Annotated in this window: 12 protein-coding genes; 4 read left to right on the top strand and 8 right to left on the bottom strand. The window is 58.4% G+C overall.

Going from position 1 to position 20,345, the window contains the following annotated elements:
• The first annotated feature begins 320 nt into the window (after positions 1-320).
• Positions 321-7,424: a TcdA/TcdB pore-forming domain-containing protein gene (locus tag AB4N43_RS13575; protein ID WP_460154145.1), complete on the top strand. Its 7,104-nt coding sequence runs from the start codon at positions 321-323 to the stop codon at positions 7,422-7,424.
• Between the two features lie 14 nt (positions 7,425-7,438).
• Here AB4N43_RS13575 and AB4N43_RS13570 read toward each other — a convergent pair whose 3' ends face one another.
• Positions 7,439-8,035 (bottom strand): MarC family protein, encoded by a 597-nt coding sequence (locus AB4N43_RS13570; protein ID WP_007937197.1) that lies wholly within the window; start codon positions 8,033-8,035, stop codon positions 7,439-7,441.
• 158 nt (positions 8,036-8,193) lie between these two features.
• On the opposite strand from AB4N43_RS13570, the gene AB4N43_RS13565 reads away from it, so the two are divergent.
• The 3 genes from AB4N43_RS13565 (at position 8,194) to AB4N43_RS13555 (ending at position 10,584) form a co-directional block, all read left to right on the top strand.
• Positions 8,194-8,865 (top strand): ShlB/FhaC/HecB family protein, encoded by a 672-nt coding sequence (locus tag AB4N43_RS13565; protein ID WP_059181698.1) that lies wholly within the window; start codon positions 8,194-8,196, stop codon positions 8,863-8,865.
• Between the two features lie 162 nt (positions 8,866-9,027).
• Positions 9,028-9,834, top strand: coding sequence for a hypothetical protein (locus tag AB4N43_RS13560; protein ID WP_027921907.1), 807 nt, complete (start codon positions 9,028-9,030; stop codon positions 9,832-9,834).
• A 54-nt stretch (positions 9,835-9,888) separates the two neighbouring features.
• The gene (locus tag AB4N43_RS13555) at positions 9,889-10,584 is read left to right on the top strand and encodes a hypothetical protein (RefSeq protein WP_027921906.1); all 696 of its coding nucleotides are present in this window, start codon (positions 9,889-9,891) and stop codon (positions 10,582-10,584) included.
• Between the two features lie 51 nt (positions 10,585-10,635).
• On the opposite strand, the gene AB4N43_RS13550 is transcribed toward AB4N43_RS13555, so the two are convergent.
• The 7 genes from AB4N43_RS13550 to prmA all read right to left on the bottom strand — a co-directional run bounded on the left by AB4N43_RS13550 (position 10,636) and on the right by prmA (position 20,295).
• Positions 10,636-13,413 carry a hybrid sensor histidine kinase/response regulator gene (locus tag AB4N43_RS13550; RefSeq protein WP_027921905.1) on the bottom strand — a complete coding sequence of 926 codons (2,778 nt, stop codon included), beginning with the start codon at positions 13,411-13,413 and terminating at the stop codon, positions 10,636-10,638.
• 100 nt (positions 13,414-13,513) lie between these two features.
• Complete coding sequence (gene purD, locus AB4N43_RS13545; RefSeq protein ID WP_027921904.1) at positions 13,514-14,809, bottom strand: phosphoribosylamine--glycine ligase; 1,296 nt, start codon at positions 14,807-14,809, stop codon at positions 13,514-13,516.
• 157 nt (positions 14,810-14,966) lie between these two features.
• The gene (gene purH / locus AB4N43_RS13540) at positions 14,967-16,574 is read right to left on the bottom strand and encodes a bifunctional phosphoribosylaminoimidazolecarboxamide formyltransferase/IMP cyclohydrolase (RefSeq protein WP_027921903.1); all 1,608 of its coding nucleotides are present in this window, start codon (positions 16,572-16,574) and stop codon (positions 14,967-14,969) included.
• Positions 16,575-16,655: 81 nt separating this feature from the next.
• Positions 16,656-16,976, bottom strand: coding sequence for a DNA-binding transcriptional regulator Fis (gene fis / locus AB4N43_RS13535; RefSeq protein WP_007907419.1), 321 nt, complete (start codon positions 16,974-16,976; stop codon positions 16,656-16,658).
• A complete protein-coding gene (dusB, locus tag AB4N43_RS13530; RefSeq protein ID WP_460154144.1) occupies positions 16,973-17,983 on the bottom strand; it encodes a tRNA dihydrouridine synthase DusB in 1,011 nt (336 codons plus the stop codon). Before dusB ends, fis begins: the two co-directional genes overlap by 4 nt.
• Before the next feature lie 185 nt (positions 17,984-18,168).
• Positions 18,169-19,386 (bottom strand): DUF3426 domain-containing protein, encoded by a 1,218-nt coding sequence (locus AB4N43_RS13525; protein WP_027921901.1) that lies wholly within the window; start codon positions 19,384-19,386, stop codon positions 18,169-18,171.
• Between the two features lie 30 nt (positions 19,387-19,416).
• Positions 19,417-20,295, bottom strand: a complete 879-nt coding sequence (gene prmA, locus AB4N43_RS13520; RefSeq protein WP_027921900.1) for a 50S ribosomal protein L11 methyltransferase — start codon at positions 20,293-20,295, stop codon at positions 19,417-19,419.
• Positions 20,296-20,345 lie beyond the last annotated feature (50 nt).

The raw sequence follows: 20,345 nt of genomic DNA, 5'->3' as shown, positions 1-20,345 counted from the left end.
CGGCCTCGTTCTGAAGCCGCTTTTATAACGATCTGCCGTTAATGAACAGGATGTCATTGCGGCAGGTCGTTCGATGTGTTGATGTAAGCCGATGTTTTGTTCACGTGTAAGGAAACTGTCGAGTTTGTTGATGGTTGTCCTTTATCTGGTCTTTTTTCTGTTGTTTTTGAATATCTAAAGTTTCTGGATGTTTGGCGGGTCATTAATTGTTTGTTTTCTTCTTTGAAGCGGATAAATCGTTCGGTTAGTGTTGTTTTATAACCGGATGGGTTCTCCGTTCGGGTGGAGGCCCGCTTTTATTTTTACAGGGAAGTATCTTTATGAGTGAACAAACAACTGGTCATGTAAACGGCTACGTCGATTTTATCGATCTATTCAAACTGTCTGATCTTGAGCAGGCGTTACAAGAGCATAAAGGTGCAGAGGAATATGACGCAGTATTTCGATATTACTTTGCTTGTATCTCAGTGCTCGATTTTCCAAGAATGCTTGCGCCGCTGGGTTTGCTGCGCGAGGCCCTCGGGTCTTTTGTCGAGCCCAAGCGCCGGCGTCGGCGCGCAGCCGGTGTGGAGCGGCCCACGGCACAGCCGGGCGACGCAGCGCCGGGGCTGACGGAGATCCGCGACAGGGTCGAAGGCTTCCACTCGCGCTTGTCCAATAGCATTGAACAGCTGAGTACCGCCGCCACCGAAGTGCCGAAAAATCTCCACTTCGTCTGGCTGGGGGGCGGCTTGGGAAACATTCAGCGCGACTATATTAATGTCTGGCAAAAGGTGTTGGCCGGGCAGGGCTATACCGTGAAGCTCTGGTACGACAGCGATGCATTACTGGCCTATGAAACCAACCGGATCATTGTCGAGGCCGCGAAGGCCGATGCAATGGTCAATGGCGGTCATGGCAGCGAATCGTTTCTTGATCTGAGTGATAAATATGAGGAGCGGGCCATTGTTCTCAAACAACAAATGTTCGCGCATATCAACAAAGCGGTAGCGCGTGGTGTTAATGCGGATGATGCACGAATTGATTATCTGGTCCGTGGATATGGTCAGAATGAAGCCAGCTTGAAAGCCTTGCGGGACAAGAATAATCAAAGTATTTCGGCAATGGGCGAGGGCGGTGTGGAGCTTCGTAATATTGCAGCGAATGGAACACCGTTGCACTTGCAGGATATTTACCAACGGGAAATCAGTCTGCGAGGCAACTTTGCCGCGGCTTCCGATGTGGTGCGCATTGAGGCCTTGATGGCTGAAGGCGGAAGTTATGCGGATGTCGATAACCTGCCGCCTCTTCTGAAGACGCTGGGCGGGGTGGACATCAGTCAATTCAGCAGCGATGCGCGCCTGGGCGTCTTGCAGTTGTTGCTGGATCAGAACCCGGAGTGGATGCCGGGTCGTGAGGCATCAAGAAGCATGTACACAAGCTACTTCGAGCGCATACCTGAAGAACATCGCCCGGCGCTGGAGCAGTTCGCCAACAGTCATCCGCCGTTGAATAGCGTTTTTCGCGAGCCCGCAGAGCGCCTTGTACGACCGGACGGACTGCGAGCGGTTGCCGAAGGGGGCAGCCTGAGTAATGCGTTTCTCATGGCGCATCCAGGATCGGCGATGGTCAGCGCCGTGATTGATCGCTTCAAACTCAATTATGAGATCGTTGATGCCACGGCCCGTTTGGCCATGGAGCGTCAAGTCGCCGCTATCGATGTTGAGGCCATCAGTCAAATTGCGTTGGATGTCGTCGAAGAAAAATTCGCCCTCTTAGGTGCTTCGCCGGGGGATGTAGAACCTGCGCAGTATCTTCTGGCTCTGGCTGCAGCTTCCTACTACAGCGACGGTATTCGCCCCCAAAGCGAAGTGACCATCTATCTGACCGGGCCCGCTGCGATGCGCGATGCGCTCGCGGATTACGCAAGCAGGCATTTCACCCCACGAGCAGCGGGCGCCTGGCGAACGGATGTGGCAATTGACCCCGCCGCAACGGTGAACCGGGCCACCGAGGAGGAGTTGGACCACTCCTGGAAAGAAAACGAAAGCGACACCGAGGAGTGGTTCAAGAACGAAAAACAACGGTGGGAAGCCGGGCAGTTCAAGGCGCGTTACCTGGGCAAAGTGGATCAGTTGCTGAAGAGCCAGACGCTCTCTTTCGACCATGGCTGGCCCGTCATCGAAGGTCGACACGTGTTGTCGACTGAACTGCTGCAATCCCTGGCGGAACAGCTTGGCGAACCTTTCTTTCGTGCAATGAGTGAGCAGACCAGCGGTGAGGTGGCTTTCGACAAACCATTGCAGCTGGGTTTTGACGAGCGTCAATCCATCCTTGCGCAGGAGATCGCGCCACCGCCGGTGCTGGTCGGTGAGCCGGCCTCCGCGGAGTTGGCTCTGGATGAATTGCTTCACCGAATTGGCCGAGGGATGTTGCAGGTAGAGCAACTTGATCCGCGACAGCGGCTACTGATCGGTTCGTTGCTGGGCGCGCGGGCGATGGATCAACGCAACTTTGATCACGTCCGCGCGCGGCTGGAAAACCTCGCTAACAACGTGTCTGAATTGGGCGTGTCACACCGGTACGGGGCGATTGAACGGGAGCTGTTCAAAGAAAGTCATCCGGCGTTCGTTGACGGTTTGGCCCGCGCCTCGACACCGTCCGTGACATTGTCCGAGACCAGCATTGAACTGAAGAAGCAGGCGTTGGAGCAATCGCTGACCTTGCTGCAATGGGGACGCCAGGTTGCCCGGATTCAGCAGGTCGCCAAACTCGAATTCCGTGATCGCATCAGCGAGCGCATGACCGATGTACTGGAAAGCTTCGATCAAGGCACCTTCAAACTGGTGCCACAGGATTTGTTGCTCCAGGGCGCCGGTGACCGGATCGCCGGGCGTTGCTATCCGTTGGCATTGGCCATGGCGGCGGCGATCAGCAAGGGGAGCGAAGCGGCCAACATGCTTCGCGAGCGGTTTTACCTGGCGGTCATTGAACCCGGTACCCGAGATTCGAATGCATTCGTGAGCGTTATCGAAGAACTTCGTGACGTCGACATCCGTGACCTCGGCGGGCTGGTCGTGCGCTCCGATCTGGCACAGGTGATCGCGACGCTTGAAGCGAAAACCGGCAGCAGCACGTTGATGCTCAATTCGGATAACCACTCGATGCTGCTGGCCAAGAGTAGGGTGGACGAGCGCAGTACTTATCATTTCTACGATCCGAACTTTGGTGTTTTCGAGTTCAATACCGCGCAAGCGCTCAGTGCAGCATTGACCCATTTTTTCATTAGCCAAGAGATGGCAGGGCCTTACGCCGCTTATGGGGAGCCCGGTCGTCCAGCCTTTGATTTGATTGAGCTGGACGCAGGCCGTCTTAATGCAAAGGTGTTGTCGTCGGGTGTCCCGGTGTCGAGTCTTTCCGATTCGGGCAGCCTGCCAGACCAGGCGCCGCGGGTAAGACAGCGGCTGGCCAGCGCGCGAGGGCAGTCGTTGGTCAGCAATGGGGTGCTGGGCAGTTCGTTGCTGGAACTGGACGCCCATTGGTGGGGTGATCAGATCGCCCAGGCGACCCGGCAGTTGCAGGCGCAGCACGGGCTGTCGTCGAGCGCAGTTGCGTTGTTCGAAACGCTGGAGATCACCCCCGCAGGCGAGTACAAAATCAGTCTGGTCGATACCGATCCAGCGCAGACCATTGTGCGCGTCACCACCGATGATCCGCGATTCCTGAGAATCAAGAATTACCTCTCGGAAACCTTCCGTACGCTGGCCGCGCAACCGCATGAGTCGGCCAGCTTGCCTGACCCTACGGAGGCGGGCAGCGTCCATACGCTCAATGCCGGTTTCACTGTGCAAGCCTTGATGAATGCGCTGCGTCATCACGAGGGCGCGGCCAGCGGGGGTGACAAGGCGCTGACCACGGCCATTCGCTTGCATGCCTATGTCAATTACGCCCAACTGGTCCACGGCAACGTGGTGGATGTGGTTGGCGTCGTGACGCTGGTGCGTCAGGCACTGGACGATGAAAAACTGATCGCCCGCACCAGCGCACCGTTGGTGCAAAAGGCGTTGGGGCATGTGGCCAATGAAGGCGTCGGCACGGTGTTGGGGATGGTGAATGTCGGGTTTGATATTTACCAGTTAAGCCGTGCCACCAATGACATTGAGAAGGCGCAATTCGGCACGCAGCTGGCGTTCGACTCCGCGAGCGCCATGTTGGGCGCCGCCGGACTGGGTGCGGCATTGGCCGGGGCGGGAACGGTGGCGGCGGTGCTGGGCGGTGCCGGGGTGATTCTGGGTGGGCTGGCGGTGGGCGTCGCTGCGCTGGCCGAAGGGTTTGCCACCATTGCCGAAGAAGCCAAGGAGGTCGCCCGGTTTTTTGAGGGGGTGGAGAAGGCTTATCGAGAGGGCGGCTATCATCTGGACAAGGCCTCGAACGCCTGGCTTGCGCACCCCTTGCCGGTATTTGCCGAGCTCGATTTGCACGCATCCTGCGTCCGTTTCGACAGCCCCAGGCTGTTCCCGCTACGGGACCATTTCGGGGTTCCCGATTTCGATGTGGATTACGACCGCGCCACCGACATCCGCGTGGGCCTCGGGTTGCCCGACTCGGCGCCTTTCGCGCCGCCGCCCGGGCAGGCGATCGTTTTGCCCGGCACACCCAAAACCTGGTACGGCTATGAGTACACATTGCTGCCGTTTGTCACGTTTCGTCATGCCGGCGGCTTCGATACGGCCCGTCGGCTGGAGAAAAAGAATGAACAGGGACAATGGCAGTTTCTGTTTTCGTTCTACTCGTTTCCCGGCGAGTACGTGGTCAGCCGGCTGAACCCGGTCTACAAGCCCACGGTGTTCAACGTGCGTCTCGACAACATCGAACGTTCGCTGGTGGTGCCAGCCCTGCCAAAAGCGTGGCACGGACTGGTTTCCTACCGGATCGAAGGCGCCGGCGCCCAATGTTCCGTACTGCTCAATCCCGGGGTGAGCCTTGTACTCGACGCACCCGGTCACACGGCCATGCGCTGGGTGTTGCAGGCGCCCTGGTTGACGGAGGCAGACATCCGGATAGCCACTGCGGGCAGGCTCGTTTCGGACACGCTGGGTGTGAAGTTCAGTGGCAGCGGCGTTCACGATGTGTTGCTCAAGCTGGCGGGGAACACAATCGTGCGCGTTGATCTTGTTGCCCTGAAGTTGGAGGTGGTCGAGGAAGACGCCGATCCGGCGCTCGGGGAACAAGCGCTGCTGGATCACTTCAAGTCATTGGCCCGCGAACATCGACTGGCCATGCCTTACACCCCCGTTCACAACTTCGTGGTGCCGTTTGAAAAACCGGACGAACCGAGAACGGTGGCTGCGTATTACGACTCGGCGCAGGATCGTTTTCTGTATATCCGCGACCCGAATGTCCTGCTGGCCGATGAAGCCGTGCTGGGCGCCGTGGTCGAGGGCTCAGCCTATTTCTATCACCCCGCGAGTTTTGATGTCTGGCAGGTCGACGCGATCACCGGCACGCTGGTTCAGCGCTACCGTTTGCTGTTCAGGGATGGCTTGACCATTGACCGCTGTGAGGCCGTGGCCAACGGCGGCATTCAGATCGTGCAGCAGTACGTTCGCAAGGATGGCCAGCGCGATGAACTGACCTTCCTGATCCATCAGCAAACGGTGTTGCTCGCCTCGATCACCCTGGGTCAGGATCCAGCACTGCAGGCGGTTTTAGAGGCTGACACGCTGACGGACTGGAAGCGGATACTGGGCAATTATGTGTTGCCGGGAGCGTTCGTTGATACCGTGGACTGGCGCCCCGGTGCGCTGGTTTCGATCTGTTGGCAGCGCGAAGACAACTCCCGTGATCTGGTCTGGGTCCGCGATCTTGACGGGTTGATCATCCGTGCACCCGCCCGGCGTCACCATGTGCGAGGCTGGAAGGATTCGATCAAGGCCTTGGATACCCTTTTACTCATTGCGCCCGACGGTGCTAAGGGCGAGGTGTTCGTGACCTACGACAAGGACATTCAAAGCCTCGTGCGCCAGCAAAGGTCGATGGTCGAGGGGCGCGTGCAATGGTCTTCCAGAGAAATTGCCCCCACAGGGCTGAAAAATGTTGTCGCGGTCGAGCAGGGGCATCTTGCCCTGACCGACTCGGGCCTGTTCTTCACGATGACGTCGGAAGGCTATCTGCGCTTGGGCGGATTGACGGGCACCTGGTTCAAGGATCGGGCCCGGTGGTGGTCCGAACTGCCTGCGGTGTCGACGCAGTATCCGGTGTCGAGTCTCGCCCTTCTTGGGTTGAGCAACTTTACGGGTAGCGGCGATTTATGCGCCTGGTATGTGGAGGATCGGCTGTTGCTCGCGGACCTGGGCCATGGCAAAGAAGTGCGGTTGCTGAGTAGTGTTCCGGACAATCAGGCTGCCTGGTTATTCGATCTTTCAACGGGCAGGATTTTCAGCCAGCGCTTTATCGAAACGACACACTTGAACGCTGCATTTGGCCCGGGAACCCGGCTTTTGCAGGCTGAGGCATTGCCTGCTCCGATGCAGGAATGGGCGCCCTGGGTCTTTACCGACGTGAAAGTGGAGGGTGCCGGCCTGAAGGCAACAACGCTTGATGGCCTGGAGATGGATTTACAGCACAACGAACCGGTCCGGATTACGGGGGTGGGCAGCCGCTGGGTTGCGGCACTGGAAGGGCCATTGAGTGAGGGGCTGGCGGCGCTGGCGAACGAATATCGCTGCGCCGATTTCCTGTCCGTCAAAGACCCCGACAGCCTTCAATGGTATGTGGTCCGCAGCGGACGATTGATCCGGATTCCGAAGGCCGCCGTTACTGCGCACTACACGCTGGTGGGCACCCGGGATCAAACCAGTGCGATGCTGCACGAACGCGAAGATGGTTTATTGTACACCTATCCGCAAAAAAGCACGGTCGGACCGCTCGACTATATCCAGCGTAACGCCCAAGTGCTGGTGGTCGAGGGGCCGAAGAAGGCCCATGACCTTCTGCCGTTGATTGCTGATGATGTCAGCATCCTGGTGCTCAAAATGGGTCAGGGGACCACGACAAGCCGACTGACCCGAGCGGCCTGGTTGAAGCTTGAATCGGTCATCGTCGATTGTCGTTATTCGCTTGAGCGGCCACCCTCGATTCCCGGGAAACTGATTCTGGACCCTTCGATCATGGATCAGTTATGGGTCAGCCTGGTCGATGAACACCTGGTGATGAACGGCCTGGACAGCGGGCACAGCCTGATTTTTCGCGGTGTTTACTCTGCGGATGTGGCGTTGCGGGGTGACGTGTTCCTTTCGCTCAATGGCTATCGGTCACGGGCGGTTTCGGAAATAGTGACCGAGTTACTGAGGCTAAAAGGCGTTGCCGGCAGCGCCACGTTAACGGAGCTGATGTCGAGTTCTCAGGTCGAGGTGGTCGCAGAACCGGCAAAATCCAGGGCGTAGCGTTCCCGCACTGATTACGGCACCAGATAACCTTTCACACCCGTGAAGATAATCTGTGCCGCCAGCGCACACACAAACAATCCCATCAATCGGCTGACAATCTGCAAGCCCTGGTCTCCAAGAATCCGTTCGATGCGGTTGGACAAATAAAGGACCACACCGACCGTGAAGCTGGCCAGGGCAATGCTGAGAATGGCCGTGAGTTTGTCGTCCCAGTGTGGCTGGCTCACGCCCATCACCAGCAAGGCACCGATGGTGCCGGGGCCGACCGTCAATGGAATCGTCAGCGGGACGATCGTCACGTCCTGCTGCACATTGTCGGTCTGCACCGCCGACTTGCCCTGGGCCATGCCCAGTGCCGAGATAAACAGCACGCTGCCGGCACCGATGCGGAACGCATCCACGGTAATGCCGAAGACACTGAAAATCACCCGTCCGAACAAGTACAGCAAGACGCTGGACACCAGCGTCGCGGTGGCCACTTTCCAGGCCAGCCGACGCTGTTCCTTGCGTGAATAACCGCGGGTCAGGCTGATGAAGCAGGACAACACGAAGAACGGGCTGTAGAGCACCAGCATCTTCAGGTAAACGCTGAATAACACGTGGAGCATGGTGGTCGCTCTCAGGTCAGGGAAGTCGAGGGGAGTCTATCAGGCGGTACGGGGGCTGTCGGCTAACAGACGGGGAGTTGTGCCGCGTTTTTTCAATCGCAGGAGAAGATTCTGCGCAGCGTTAAATCAATCAATGGAATGAAAAAAGGAGCATCAAAATGGAATTTGCATCACAAGACATTACTCGGGGTATTACGCCGCAAAATGGCGCCGCGGTTTTGCACAATAGTTTGCTGGGTTTAAGCGCTCAGCTGTCGAGTCAGGACAGGCAGTTCGTCAAAAACAGCGTTCGATATGCCAAAGCCCGGGCGGACCAAAAATACAACAGTGTCAAACAGGCGGCTGAGTGGTTCGAATACTACTCCGGGGTAATGTGGTCTATCGGCTGGGGGCTTGATCAACCCCTGGTGGAGGTGATTGACAGGAAGTTCTCCGGAAGTGTGACGCGAGCGTATCTGGACGTCATGTCCAGCAGGGTTGCACGCAGCAAGCTTGCAACGCTTGAAAATGCCTTAAACATGCTGCAGAGCGATGAAGTGTTGCAAGGAACGTTCGCCGCCAGAGTGAGAGCCTTCGGTGCGTTTGAAGTATTGCCCACCGACCGTGAGCCGGACGGCTCCCTGGGGATATTTTTGAGCCATGTTCGTCTACTGAAACTGGATTGGTCCACGGGCTTTTGGAGCGTGGGGCATTCGATGGCGCAACTGGATATCCGTGTTCGACAATTTACCATTCGGCAGCGGGTCATTGAGCAAAACCGCAAGGAGTTGCAGGACGCGTTAACGGAGTTGGAGGGTAAGGAGTTTATGGATTTGCTGTCTCGCGGCTAACGCATGGTCAAACAAGTTAGTTGAATATTAGTTTGGTTGTTCATGTGCTGTTTTCTGGGGCGGTAATTATTTGTATGTGTTCTGAGTTGAGTTATAGGCTGGGGTTAGGTAGTGTTGTCTTCGAGCTGGATTTGCTCATATTAATTAACAGGAAGTTAAATTGTGAATGAAGTACAAGTGTTGGCTGAGTCGGAACAAGCAGCGTTTATTTCTGACTTGGTTAAAAGTTACCCTGCTTCAATGGCTAAACCGCGGGTTGCAGGTTTTTCCGCACGTTCGGGGTCGAGCATTATCAATCTCGACGATATTCAAGCAGTTGTCGACGGCCCTAACGTCATCGGTATGTTTGACGGGATGAGTCGGCGCAACAAACGAATCGCGCTAAATACTTATCGGTTTGCCGAAATCATGGCCACTAACAAGTACCCGGCCAAGCATCAGATCGAACAACGCTTTCAGTTTCTGATCAGTGTACTGACAGCGTTGAAGTGGACCAAAGTCGTTCAGGTGTCCAAGGCGTATGAAAAGAAGACACAAAGTCTGACCATGGCCAATGTAGCGGTCGATATTATTAGCGGCGTAGTGAAGGGCGTCGCTGGAGGTATTGGTATCCCCTCGCTTGTCGCTGACACACTGGGATCCCTCAAACAGGATGAAAAGGCGCTCAACCTTTTCAATCGCTCTGTAGAGAAAGATCAGGGTCGCCGCTTTGGTGTGGCCTCCTGTGCACAGGACAAGGAGGGTTCCGTCAACATGGCTGTCGCAGCAGTCAACTATTCCAAAGAACCTGGTAAAGATGGCGGTGTGCTGTTCGTTGAATGGAAAAGTTCCGAGGTGGACGTTTACCAGGACACGGCGTATTTGGTCATTCATGAGGAAGACTACCCTGGTACAAGGGAGACGACGGTGAATGCCTATCTGGACGAGCTTGATGAGCGTGCGTTTCAAGCCATTTTAGCCAGTAAGTAACAAAAAGGCCGGAGGCATTTGTCTCCGGTTTTTTTTAGTCCGGAAGTGAATCTTATGCTGGATTTTAATTACGCCGTTTATATTGATGGTGGGAGCGTTTTACTCCTGTCGCATGAGCTCAGTGCGCGTGAGTGTACTGATGTACTGGATTCAACGTTATTCATGCAGCTTGCGGCGGCGGCAGAGCAGCCAGGATTGGACGGGTATGAGCAGTGGTGGGGGGGTTATCGCTCGCAGCTTAATAAATTTGGTTGGTCGCGTATTCAGGATTTCGAAGGCTCGTTCAGGTCTGATCCAGATCTATTGCCCCAGACGGTCAGCCAGGCAGTGGCGTCCAAAGTCCGTCGTTTTCTTTCCGCTGAATATGTCGATGCTGTGGGTCGCGCGTTTATCGAAGTGTCCAGACTTTCACCGCACCATTTGGCCCGTACGTTACTGCGATATTATTCGATAGCCGAAGATCCGGTCTCGAAACTGACCACGGTCCGGTTGCAGTTTGGAATTGTCGTGGCGGGTGCTCGGCTAATCTATCTGACGGTAAGTTTCATTACCCGTGAAGCGTTTTCGAGTTCGATCATCGAGCAAAACTTTCTAACCGATGACATCGTCGGGGAAATCGAGTTTAAAGGGTGTGTCGCTGTGCTGGATTCAGCTGCTTATGACTCGTGGCGTGGACGGATTGCGATGGCTGTGGCTCCTTTTCGTGAAGAGCAGATACGGGCGGTGTCCTCGCCAAACACCGAGTGGTAAGGCACGCTTACCGACGAGGTTTCGTCGCTTTGGCACTACTGCACTGTCCGCTCAGGGCGTATTAACGGCTACCCGGTTTTGCTCATCCCGCTGCGCCACCCAATGCTCGATCAAATCGCGCAACTGCGATAACTCCACCGGTTTTGCCATGTGCCCGTCCATGCCGGCCTGGCGCGCACGCTCTTTGTGCTCCGCGAGAATGTGGGCCGTCAATGCCACCACCGGTGTGCGGGTGCGTTGATTGCTGACTTCCCAGGCGCGTAGTTGCTGGGTGGCAGAGAAGCCATCGAGGATCGGCATTTCGCAATCCATCAGCACCAGGTCGTAGCGTTGGGCTTTCATCGCCTGCAAGGCTTCTTCGCCATTGCTGGCGGTGTCCGGTTGCAGGTTGAGCTTGCCGAGCATGCCGCGAATCACCTTGGTCGAGATCGTGTTGTCCTCCGCCACCAGGATGCGGAAGTCGCTCGGGACCTTGACCGGAAGTGCAGGGCCGGCAGGTAGGTGATGTGAAACCGCCAGGCCTTTGTTGCGCTGATTCAGCTCGTCCGCGAGGGTGGTCTTGAGGGTGTAGCCAGCCACGGGTTTGGCGAGAATGCGTTTGATCCCGGAGTTGCGTGCAATGATCTTGCTCGGTGCATTGCTGATGCCCGTCAGCATGATCAGCAGAATGTCGTGATTGAGGCTCGGGTCTTCCTTGATCTTGGCGGCCAGTTGCATACCGGTCATGCCGGGCATGTTCTGGTCCAGCAAGACCACGTCGAAGTAGTCGCGCAAATGAGCCTTGGTACGCAGCAATGCCAAGGCTTCCTTGCCGGACGGTACGGCACTGACATTCAGGCCCCAGGCGCTGCATTGTTGCACCAGTACTTTGCGGCAGGTGTCGTTATCGTCCACCACCAGCACGCGCGCCCCTTGCAGCGGACCATCGAGGTCGGAGGTCGGGTGTTCAAGCCGGTCCGGGTCCAGGGGGAGCGTCAGCCACAAGGTACTGCCCTGGTTGGCGCCGGTCTTGATGCCGAACTCGCCCTGCATCAGGCGGATCAGCTGGCGCGCGATCACCAGCCCCAGATTGCCGCCCAGACTCGTCGCCGAGAGGAAGTGCTTGCTGTGCAGTTCGGCGTGCATCAGGGCATCGCGTTCTTCGGCTTCCATCGGCACACCGCTGTCCTGCACGGCGATGCGCAGCCGTGGTTTGGCACTGCGTTCGTCAAGGGCGACAACGATCAGGATCTCGCCTTCTTCAGTTTTCTTCAGCGCGTTTTCCAGCAGGCTCAGCAGAGTCTGGCGCAGGCGTGTCGGGTCACCGCTGATGACGCGTGGCACTTGCGGCTGAATAAAGCTGATCAGTTCGACATTTTGCTGCTCGGCCTTGGCGCGGAAGATGCTGAGGCAGTCTTCGATCAAGGCGTTGAGGTCGAATTGCACATCGTCCAGTTCGATCTGCCCTGACTCGAGCTTGGAGATGTCGAGGATCTCGTTGATCAGCGTCAGCAGTTCGTTGCCGGCGCTATGGATGGTTTGCACATAGTCGCGTTGCTTGACCGACAGTGGTGTGCCCAACAGCAGCTCGGTCATGCCGAGCACGCCGTTCATGGGGGTTCGGATTTCGTGGCTGATTTTCGCCAGGAATTCGGCCTTGGCGTTGATCTCCGCGTTGCTGGCCGCCAGGTCGCGACTGACGCTGAAGCGATCTTCAGTGATGCTGCGCTGACGTTCGCTCAGGGCAATGCTCATCAGCAGGCCGCTGATGCAAACGAACACCAGAAGCGTAGTGATCAGGCCTTGCGGCGCGACCTGAGTCAGTCCCAACAGGGCGGGCAGGATGATCAGGGTGCCAATGTTGAACACCACCATCGCCGCAACGAAAAACCGCGCCGGACGATAACCTTTTTGCCAGTGATAGGCGCTGACGAACAACATGCTCAGGCCTGCCAGAGCAACCAGGGCATAGGTGATGATATTCAGCGGCAGTGTGTTGACGAACAATAACAGCAGGCCGCAGACGATGATGAACAGAATGTCCGCCAGCAGCAGTTTGTTCAGCGGGTGCGGGCCAAGCGGGGCGAAGAAGCGACAGGCGAGCATCAGGCCGCTCGGCGCAGTCATCAGTAACGCGAGGTAGGCACCAGGCGTCTGGATGGCGTGCCAGTTCGGCAACCATGGCCCGGCCAGGTTCAGCAGCATTAGCAAGCTGAGCATCAACAACCCTTCACACCAGGCCAGCCAGAGGCTGCTGCGCGAGCGTGTGTAGGCATAACGGACAAAGTTGTGCAGGATCAGCATGCCGAGGCAACCGAACAGCAGACCATAGAGCAATGTCTGATTCTGATCGGCCGCGGTCATGACCGCCGATTGCAGGGTGATGTAGGGCCGTAGCTGATGGTCGGAGACCAGTCGCAAGTAGACGTCGAGGGGGGTGTCACTTTGCGGCAGCGGCAACATGAAATCGCTGCTGGGCAGGGGGCGGTCAGCCTGGCGTTGCACGGTTCCTGTTTGCACTTGATCGATCAGTTTGTCGCCATCGAGTACATACAGTTTGAGCGACGACAGGTCGGGAGCGAACACCCGCAGTAATTGTTCATGCTTGCCGGGGGCCAGCCTGAAACGCAGCCATAACGCGCCATCGGGCTCGGCCGCCGTGAGGCGATCGAGTTCGATGGGGCTGAATTGATTGGTGTAGCGAGCAGAACGAATGTCGCTTAGCTGCAGGTCGCCCTGTTCGTCGAGCAATACTGCCCAGCCACTGCCTTGACCGGCCTGGGCCGGGAGCATGCAGAGCAAGGTCAGCAGAGTGACGGTGAGACTGATGGCAATCCTGAGCCTGCGCACGGCGAAATCCCTTCGTAGGTTGATGCCAGATTATAACTATGCGCGGTGCCGGAATAGTGGGGCAAGGACCAGCGGCCCTTGCCCGGCCGAATGAATGGCCTTACTCCTGGCTTTCGCCACGTTCACGGGCAATGGCACGGTAGCCAATGTCCTTGCGATAGAAACAGCCTTCCCAGTCAATTTTTGCCGCCAGTTTGTAAGCTTGCTGCTGAGCCTCATCGACGCTGGCGCCCATGGCCGTGGCGCAGAGCACCCGACCACCGGCCGTGACCACTTGACCGTCCTTGAGTGCAGTACCGGCGTGGAAGACTTTGCCTTCCAGTGCGGCGGCTGCATCCAGACCGTTGATGGCCACGCCTTTGGCGTAGTCACCCGGATAACCGCCAGCGGCCAACACGATGCCGACGCTCGGACGTGGATCCCATTGCGCTTCGACCTTGTCCAGCGCTTGCGCCAGAGCCGCTTCGACCAGCAACACCAGGCTCGACTGCAGACGCAGCATCACCGGTTGGGTCTCAGGATCGCCGAAACGGCAGTTGAATTCGATGACTTTTGGGTTACCAGCCTTGTCGATCATCAGGCCGGCGTACAGGAAGCCAGTGTAGACGTTGCCTTCCTCGGCCATGCCGCGAACGGTCGGCCAGATCACCAGGTCCATGACCCGCTGGTGCACTTGGGCAGTCACGACCGGGGCAGGGGAGTAAGCGCCCATGCCACCGGTGTTCGGGCCGGTGTCGCCGTCGCCGACACGCTTGTGGTCCTGGCTGGTGGCCATTGGCAGCACATTCTTGCCGTCGACCATGACGATGAAGCTGGCTTCTTCGCCGTCCAGGAATTCTTCGATCACTACGCGCGAACCCGCATCGCCAAACGCGTTGCCCGCGAGCATGTCGCGCACGGCGTCTTCGGCTTCGGCCAGGGTCATGGCAACGATCACACCTTTACCGGCGGCCAGGCCATCGGCCTTGATCACGATCGGCGCGCCTTTTTCACGCAGATAAGCCAGGGCTGGCTCGATCTCGGTGAAGTTCTGGTAATCGGCAGTCGGGATTTTGTGGCGAGCGAGGAAGTCCTTGGTGAAGGCTTTCGAACCTTCCAGCTGGGCCGCGCCAGCGGTCGGACCGAAGCAATCCAGGCCGCGGGAGCGGAACAGATCGACGACGCCAGCCACCAGGGGCACTTCCGGGCCGACGATGGTCAGGGAAACGTTTTTCTCGGCAAAGTCTGCCAGCTGTTCGAGAGCCAGCACGTCGATGGCGACGTTTTCGCATTTGGCTTCGATGGCGGTACCGGCGTTGCCAGGGGCCACGAACACTTTCTGCACACGCGGATCCTGAGCCACTTTCCAGGCCAGTGCGTGTTCACGGCCACCGCTGCCAATGATCAAAACATTCATTTCAAAAAACCTCGGATGACGCAAATTCTGTGGGCAGCGTTGGAGCTGCTTTTCTGTGGGAGCTGGCTTGCCAGCGATGCAGGCGACTCGGTTCATCAGTTAGACCGAGGGGATGCTATCGCTGGCAAGCCAGCTCCCACATTTGGATCGAGTTGAATCAGTGACGGAAGTGGCGCATGCCGGTGAAGACCATGGCAATGCCGGCTTCGTCGGCCGCAGCAATCACTTCAGCATCACGCATCGAACCGCCCGGTTGAATCACGGCAGTCACGCCCGCCTTGGCGGCGTTGTCCAGACCGTCGCGGAACGGGAAGAATGCGTCGGAAGCCATTACCGAACCGGCTACCTGCAGGCCAGCATGTTCCGCCTTGATCGCAGCGATACGCGCCGAGTTCACACGGCTCATCTGACCCGCGCCGACACCGATGGTCTGACGGTTCTTGGCGTAGACGATGGCGTTGGACTTCACGTACTTGGCGACTTTCCAGGCGAAGATCAGGTCATTGATTTCCTGTTCGGTCGGGGCGCGTTTGGTCACGACTTTCAGGTCGTCGGCACTGATCATGCCGATGTCGCGGCTCTGCACCAGCAGGCCACCGTTGACGCGTTTGTAATCCCAGGCAGCGGCGCGATCAGCCGACCATTCGCCGCAGGCCAGCAGGCGCACGTTGGCTTTGGCTGCAACGATGGCGCGGGCTTCTTCGCTGACGGACGGGGCAATGATCACCTCGACGAACTGACGCTCGACGATGGCTTTGGCCGTTTCGGCATCCAGTTCGCGGTTGAAGGCGATAATGCCGCCGAACGCCGATTCGGTGTCGGTGGCGTAAGCCAGTTCGTAGGCCTGGCGGATGCCGCCTTCGGCGTCCGGGCTCACGGCCACGCCGCACGGGTTGGCGTGCTTGACGATCACGCAGGCCGGCTTGACGAAGCTCTTCACGCATTCCAGCGCGGCGTCGGTGTCGGCCACGTTGTTGTACGACAGTTCTTTGCCTTGCAGCTGGGTCGCGGTGGCGATGCCGACTTCGGCAGGCTTGGCTTCCACGTAGAACGCCGCGCTCTGGTGCGGGTTTTCGCCGTAGCGCATTTCCTGAGCCTTGACGAACTGGCTGTTGAAGGTGCGCGGGAATTCGCTGCGACCTTCGGTGCTGAGGGTGTCAGCGGCCTGGTTCACGGTGCCCATGTAGTTGGCGATCATGCCGTCGTAGGCGGCGGTGTGTTCGAACGCCTTGAGCATCAGGTCGAAACGCTGAGCGTAGGTCAGGCCGCCGGCCTTGAGGCCTTCGAGGACGCTGGCGTAATCGCTGGCATTGACCACGATGGCCACGTCTTTGTGGTTCTTGGCCGCGGAACGGACCATGGTCGGGCCGCCAATGTCGATGTTCTCGATGGCGGTCGGCAGGTCGCAGCCTGGCTTGTTAATGGTGGCTTCGAACGGGTACAGGTTGACCGCGACCAGATCGATCGGCTTGATGCCGTGCTCGTTCATGATCGCGTCGTCGATACCGCGACGACCGAGGATTCCGCCGTGGATTTTCGGGTGCAGGGTTTTCACCCGACCGTCCATCATTTCTGCGAAACCGGTGTAATCCGCGACTTCCACTGCGGCAACACCGTTGTCACGCAGCAGCTTGAACGTCCCGCCGGTAGAGAGGATCTCGACGCCCAGGGCTTCAAGCTCTTTGGCGAATTCGAGGATCCCGGTCTTGTCGGAAACGCTGATCAAGGCGCGGCGGATCGGCAGGCGGGTAGTCTGGTCGGTCATTTCAATTTCCATCAAAAGCAAAGGAGTCAGCAAAAAAGGCGACCGTTTTTACGCGGGCGCCTTTCTGGTTTGATTGAATGCTTACAGCAAATCGTACTGCTTGAGTTTCTTGCGCAGCGTGCCCCGGTTGAGTCCGAGCAGCTCGCTGGCCTTCGTCTGGTTGCCCTTGACGTAGTTCATCACGCACTCGAGCAGGGGAGCCTCGACTTCGGAGAGCACCAGGTTGTACACATCCGTGACGGCAGCGCCCTCAAGGTGGGCGAAATAATTGTGCAGCGCCTTCTCGACACTCCCGCGAAGGGTCTGACCTTCTTCGCTGGGCGTATTGAGGTGCTGTTTCAAATTCACGTTGTCGCTCACGGGTGTTGTTCCACTCACTAAAGTCTCGGTCATCATCGTCATGCGGCCACCCCTTCTCCGTCCCCTGTCAGGCTCTTGTAACGTTCGGCGAAGAAGCCCTGAACGTTGGCGCATTGTGCTTCCGTATCTTCCAAACGATTGAAGTGGGCGCGAAACTCCCTGGCGCCCGGCAAGGTTGCGAGATACCAGCCCACATGCTTTCGAGCGATCCGGACACCCATGACATCGCCATAGAAGACGTGCAGGGCAGCCAGATGCTCTAGCAGAATGCGTTCCACCTCGATCAATTCCAGCGCCGGGAGTTTCTCGCCGGTACGCAGGAAATGGTCGATCTCGCGAAAAATCCATGGCCGCCCTTGGGCTGCCCGGCCTACCAACAAGCCATCGGCACCGGTCGCGTCCAACACGTACCGGGCTTTCTCTGGTGAATCGATATCGCCGTTGGCAAAGACCGGCATCGACACCGCCTGCTTGATCGCGGCAATGGTGTCGTACTCGGCTTCACCGGTGTAGAGGTCGGCACGGGTGCGGCCATGGACCGCCAACGCCGTAATGCCTGCCTGCTCGGCGATCTTCGCCACCGTCAAACCATTCTTGTTGTCCCGGTCCCAGCCGGTACGGATCTTCAGGGTCACCGGCACATCAACCGCAGCCACGACGGCCTGCAGGATCTCGGTGACCAATGCTTCATCCTTCAACAACGCAGAACCGGCAGCCTTGTTGCAGACCTTCTTCGCCGGGCAGCCCATGTTGATTTCAATAATCTGCGCACCCAGCTCGACGTTGGCCCGGGCCGCGTCCGCCAGCATCTGTGCATCACCACCGGCGATCTGGACCGAGCGTGGCTCGGGATCACCTTCGTGGATCATGCGCATCCGCGACTTGCGGGTGTTCCATAAACTCATGTCGCTGGTGACCATTTCCGAGACAACCAGCCCCGCACCCAATCGCTTGCACAGCTGACGAAAGGGTTGGTCGGTGACTCCCGCCATCGGGGCGAGAATCAAGCCGTTTTGCAATGTGTATGGACCGATGCGTACCGCCGACATAGGACTTCCCTGTTGTGGGGCCGGATCATTAGAGTTCGAAAAAGGGTTGGCATGATACCCGCTCTCGATGACTGGATAAAGGCTGAATTGAACAAAATCTGAACAGTTATTCTGTTATTGCCAGCAGTTTGGTACGGACGGTCCCAGTCAGAAATCTGCCGCCAGGCTTGTAGCGGTGAAGCGTTTCACTCGGGGGAGTGGAAGCTCAGGCTGTAGTTCACCGCTTTGGCGCCCGGGTCGAGAATATCCAGCGCGATGTGGATCGGCGTTTGCGGTGGCATTTCCGCCATGCCTTCGAGGTCGCCGTTGAGGTACTCGCCGGGTTTGAAGCGACGGCTGGCGATCAAGTGGCCATTGAGGTCGGCAAAGCGCAGCTCCAGCAGCGGGAAGGGCTGCGAGAACGGCGCGCGGTTGTAGATAATCGCATCGACCACCAGCGCGCCACTGAACTCCGGATGGCTGCGGACCACCAGGTTGCTGCTTTTGATTTTTGCAATGTCGACTTTGGATGGCACCGTGCAGCCGAGTTGCGGGCACAGTTGCTGGAACCAGGGGCGGTACTGGTCCTGGCGGGCCAATTCGTCGAAATGGTATGCAATGTATTGGCCGGCCAGCGCCGCAGCGCCGAGCAAGACCAGCAGCATCCAGAACAAGCGTCGGCCCCAGGGGGAGCGACGTTTTTGCCAGTCCAGTTGCAGTGGGTCATCGGTCAGGTCCTGCAATACCTCGGCGCGCACGCCCGGCTCGCTGCGCTCGCGACGTTTGCGCAGCGGTTCGATCGACGGCAGGTCGTCGTCGAGCGCCTCGGTTGCCGACAGGCGTTCATGGTTGAGCGGGGCGTCGAGAGGGTCGTGCAGGCGCAGATGAGGCACCTGGGGTTCATCATCGAGATCAACCGGTTCCAGCGAAAACGAAGGCTCGGTGCGTTCGTGGTTGTCCGGTTCGGGGGCTGTTTCCGGGTGTTCGGTCTCTACCGGTTGGGCGCGGTCGGCGGCCGATTCGCTGAAGAGGCTGTCGGACCACTGTTCTTCGTCGTGCTCGCTAGAGTCGCGCCGGGCGCTGAGGCCGTCTTCGCGGTGCCGGCCAAACTCCTTGGTCGGCTGGATCTCCCGCTGTTCGAGCCGGGCGAGTTCTTCGTCCAGGTCCAGGCTGTCCAGATCCAGTTCGGAGGCCGTCCACTGCTTTTGGCTGATCGCGCGTGGCGCTGGTGGCTCAACAATGGCCGGGGTTACCGGTTTGACGGCTTCCTTGTCGGCCCGTTGCTCAAGCAGCTGCTTGGCCGCGTTGAACACTTGCAAGCACGAGCCGCAACGAACCACTCCGCGTGCCACGCTCAACTGAGCATGGCTGACGCGGAAGCTGGTTTGGCAATGCGGGCACTGGGTGACGAAGCTGTCGGTCATGCGGCGATCCGGTTTATGCAGGCGTTCATTCTAGCGCCGACGGCCGGTGATGCGCACCCAGCCATCGCGATTGGCAATCGGGTCCAGATCGAAGTCTTGAGCGTAGGCGGCGGCAACGTCTTCGCCTTGTTCTGCAAGGATCCCGGACAGCGCCAGGCGACCACCCGGCTTGACCAGGCTGGACAGTTGCGGTGCCAGAGAAACCAGCGGGCCGGCGAGGATGTTGGCGACCAGTACGTCGGCCTTCACCTGTGGCAGGTCTTCAGGCAGGTACAGCGGGAACAGCGCTTCGTCGATGTTGTTGCGCCCGGCATTGTCGCGAGAGGCTTCCAGGGCCTGCACGTCGATGTCGGTGCCGACGGCTTCCTTGGCGCCTAGCAGCAAGGCGGCAATCGCCAGAATCCCCGAACCGCAGCCAAAGTCGAGCACGTTGCAGTCTTTCAGGTCCTGACCGTCGAGCCATTCCAGACACAGCGCGGTGGTGGGGTGGGTGCCGGTGCCGAACGCCAGGCCCGGGTCCAGCAGCAGATTCACGGCGTCAGGCTCGGGTGCGGCGTGCCAGCTCGGGACGATCCACAGGCGCTGACCGAAACGCATCGGCTGGAAGCCGTCCATCCAGCTGCGTTCCCAATCCTGGTCTTCGATCACTTCGCTGTGATGCTCGGGCAGCGGGCTGCCGGTCAGCAGCTCAAGGTGGGCCAATACGCTGGCGGCTTCGGTGCCGCCCTCGAACAGGGCCAGCAGGTGCGTGTGCGACCACAGCGGCGTGGTGTTGAGTTCTGGCTCGAAGATCGGCTGATCTTCGGCGTCCATGAAGGTCACCGACACGGCGCCCACTTCAAGGAAAGCGTCTTCGTAGGTTTCGGCTTGTTCTGGGCTGATGGCGAGACGGACTTGCAGCCAAGGCATGGCGGGCACCTTTGAAAAATATTGATTGCAGCCTAGCGGGCTGCGAGAAG

It is taken from the genome of Pseudomonas sp. S2_B07, from assembly GCF_054668435.1.
This window is presented reverse-complemented; position numbering and strand designations above follow the sequence as displayed.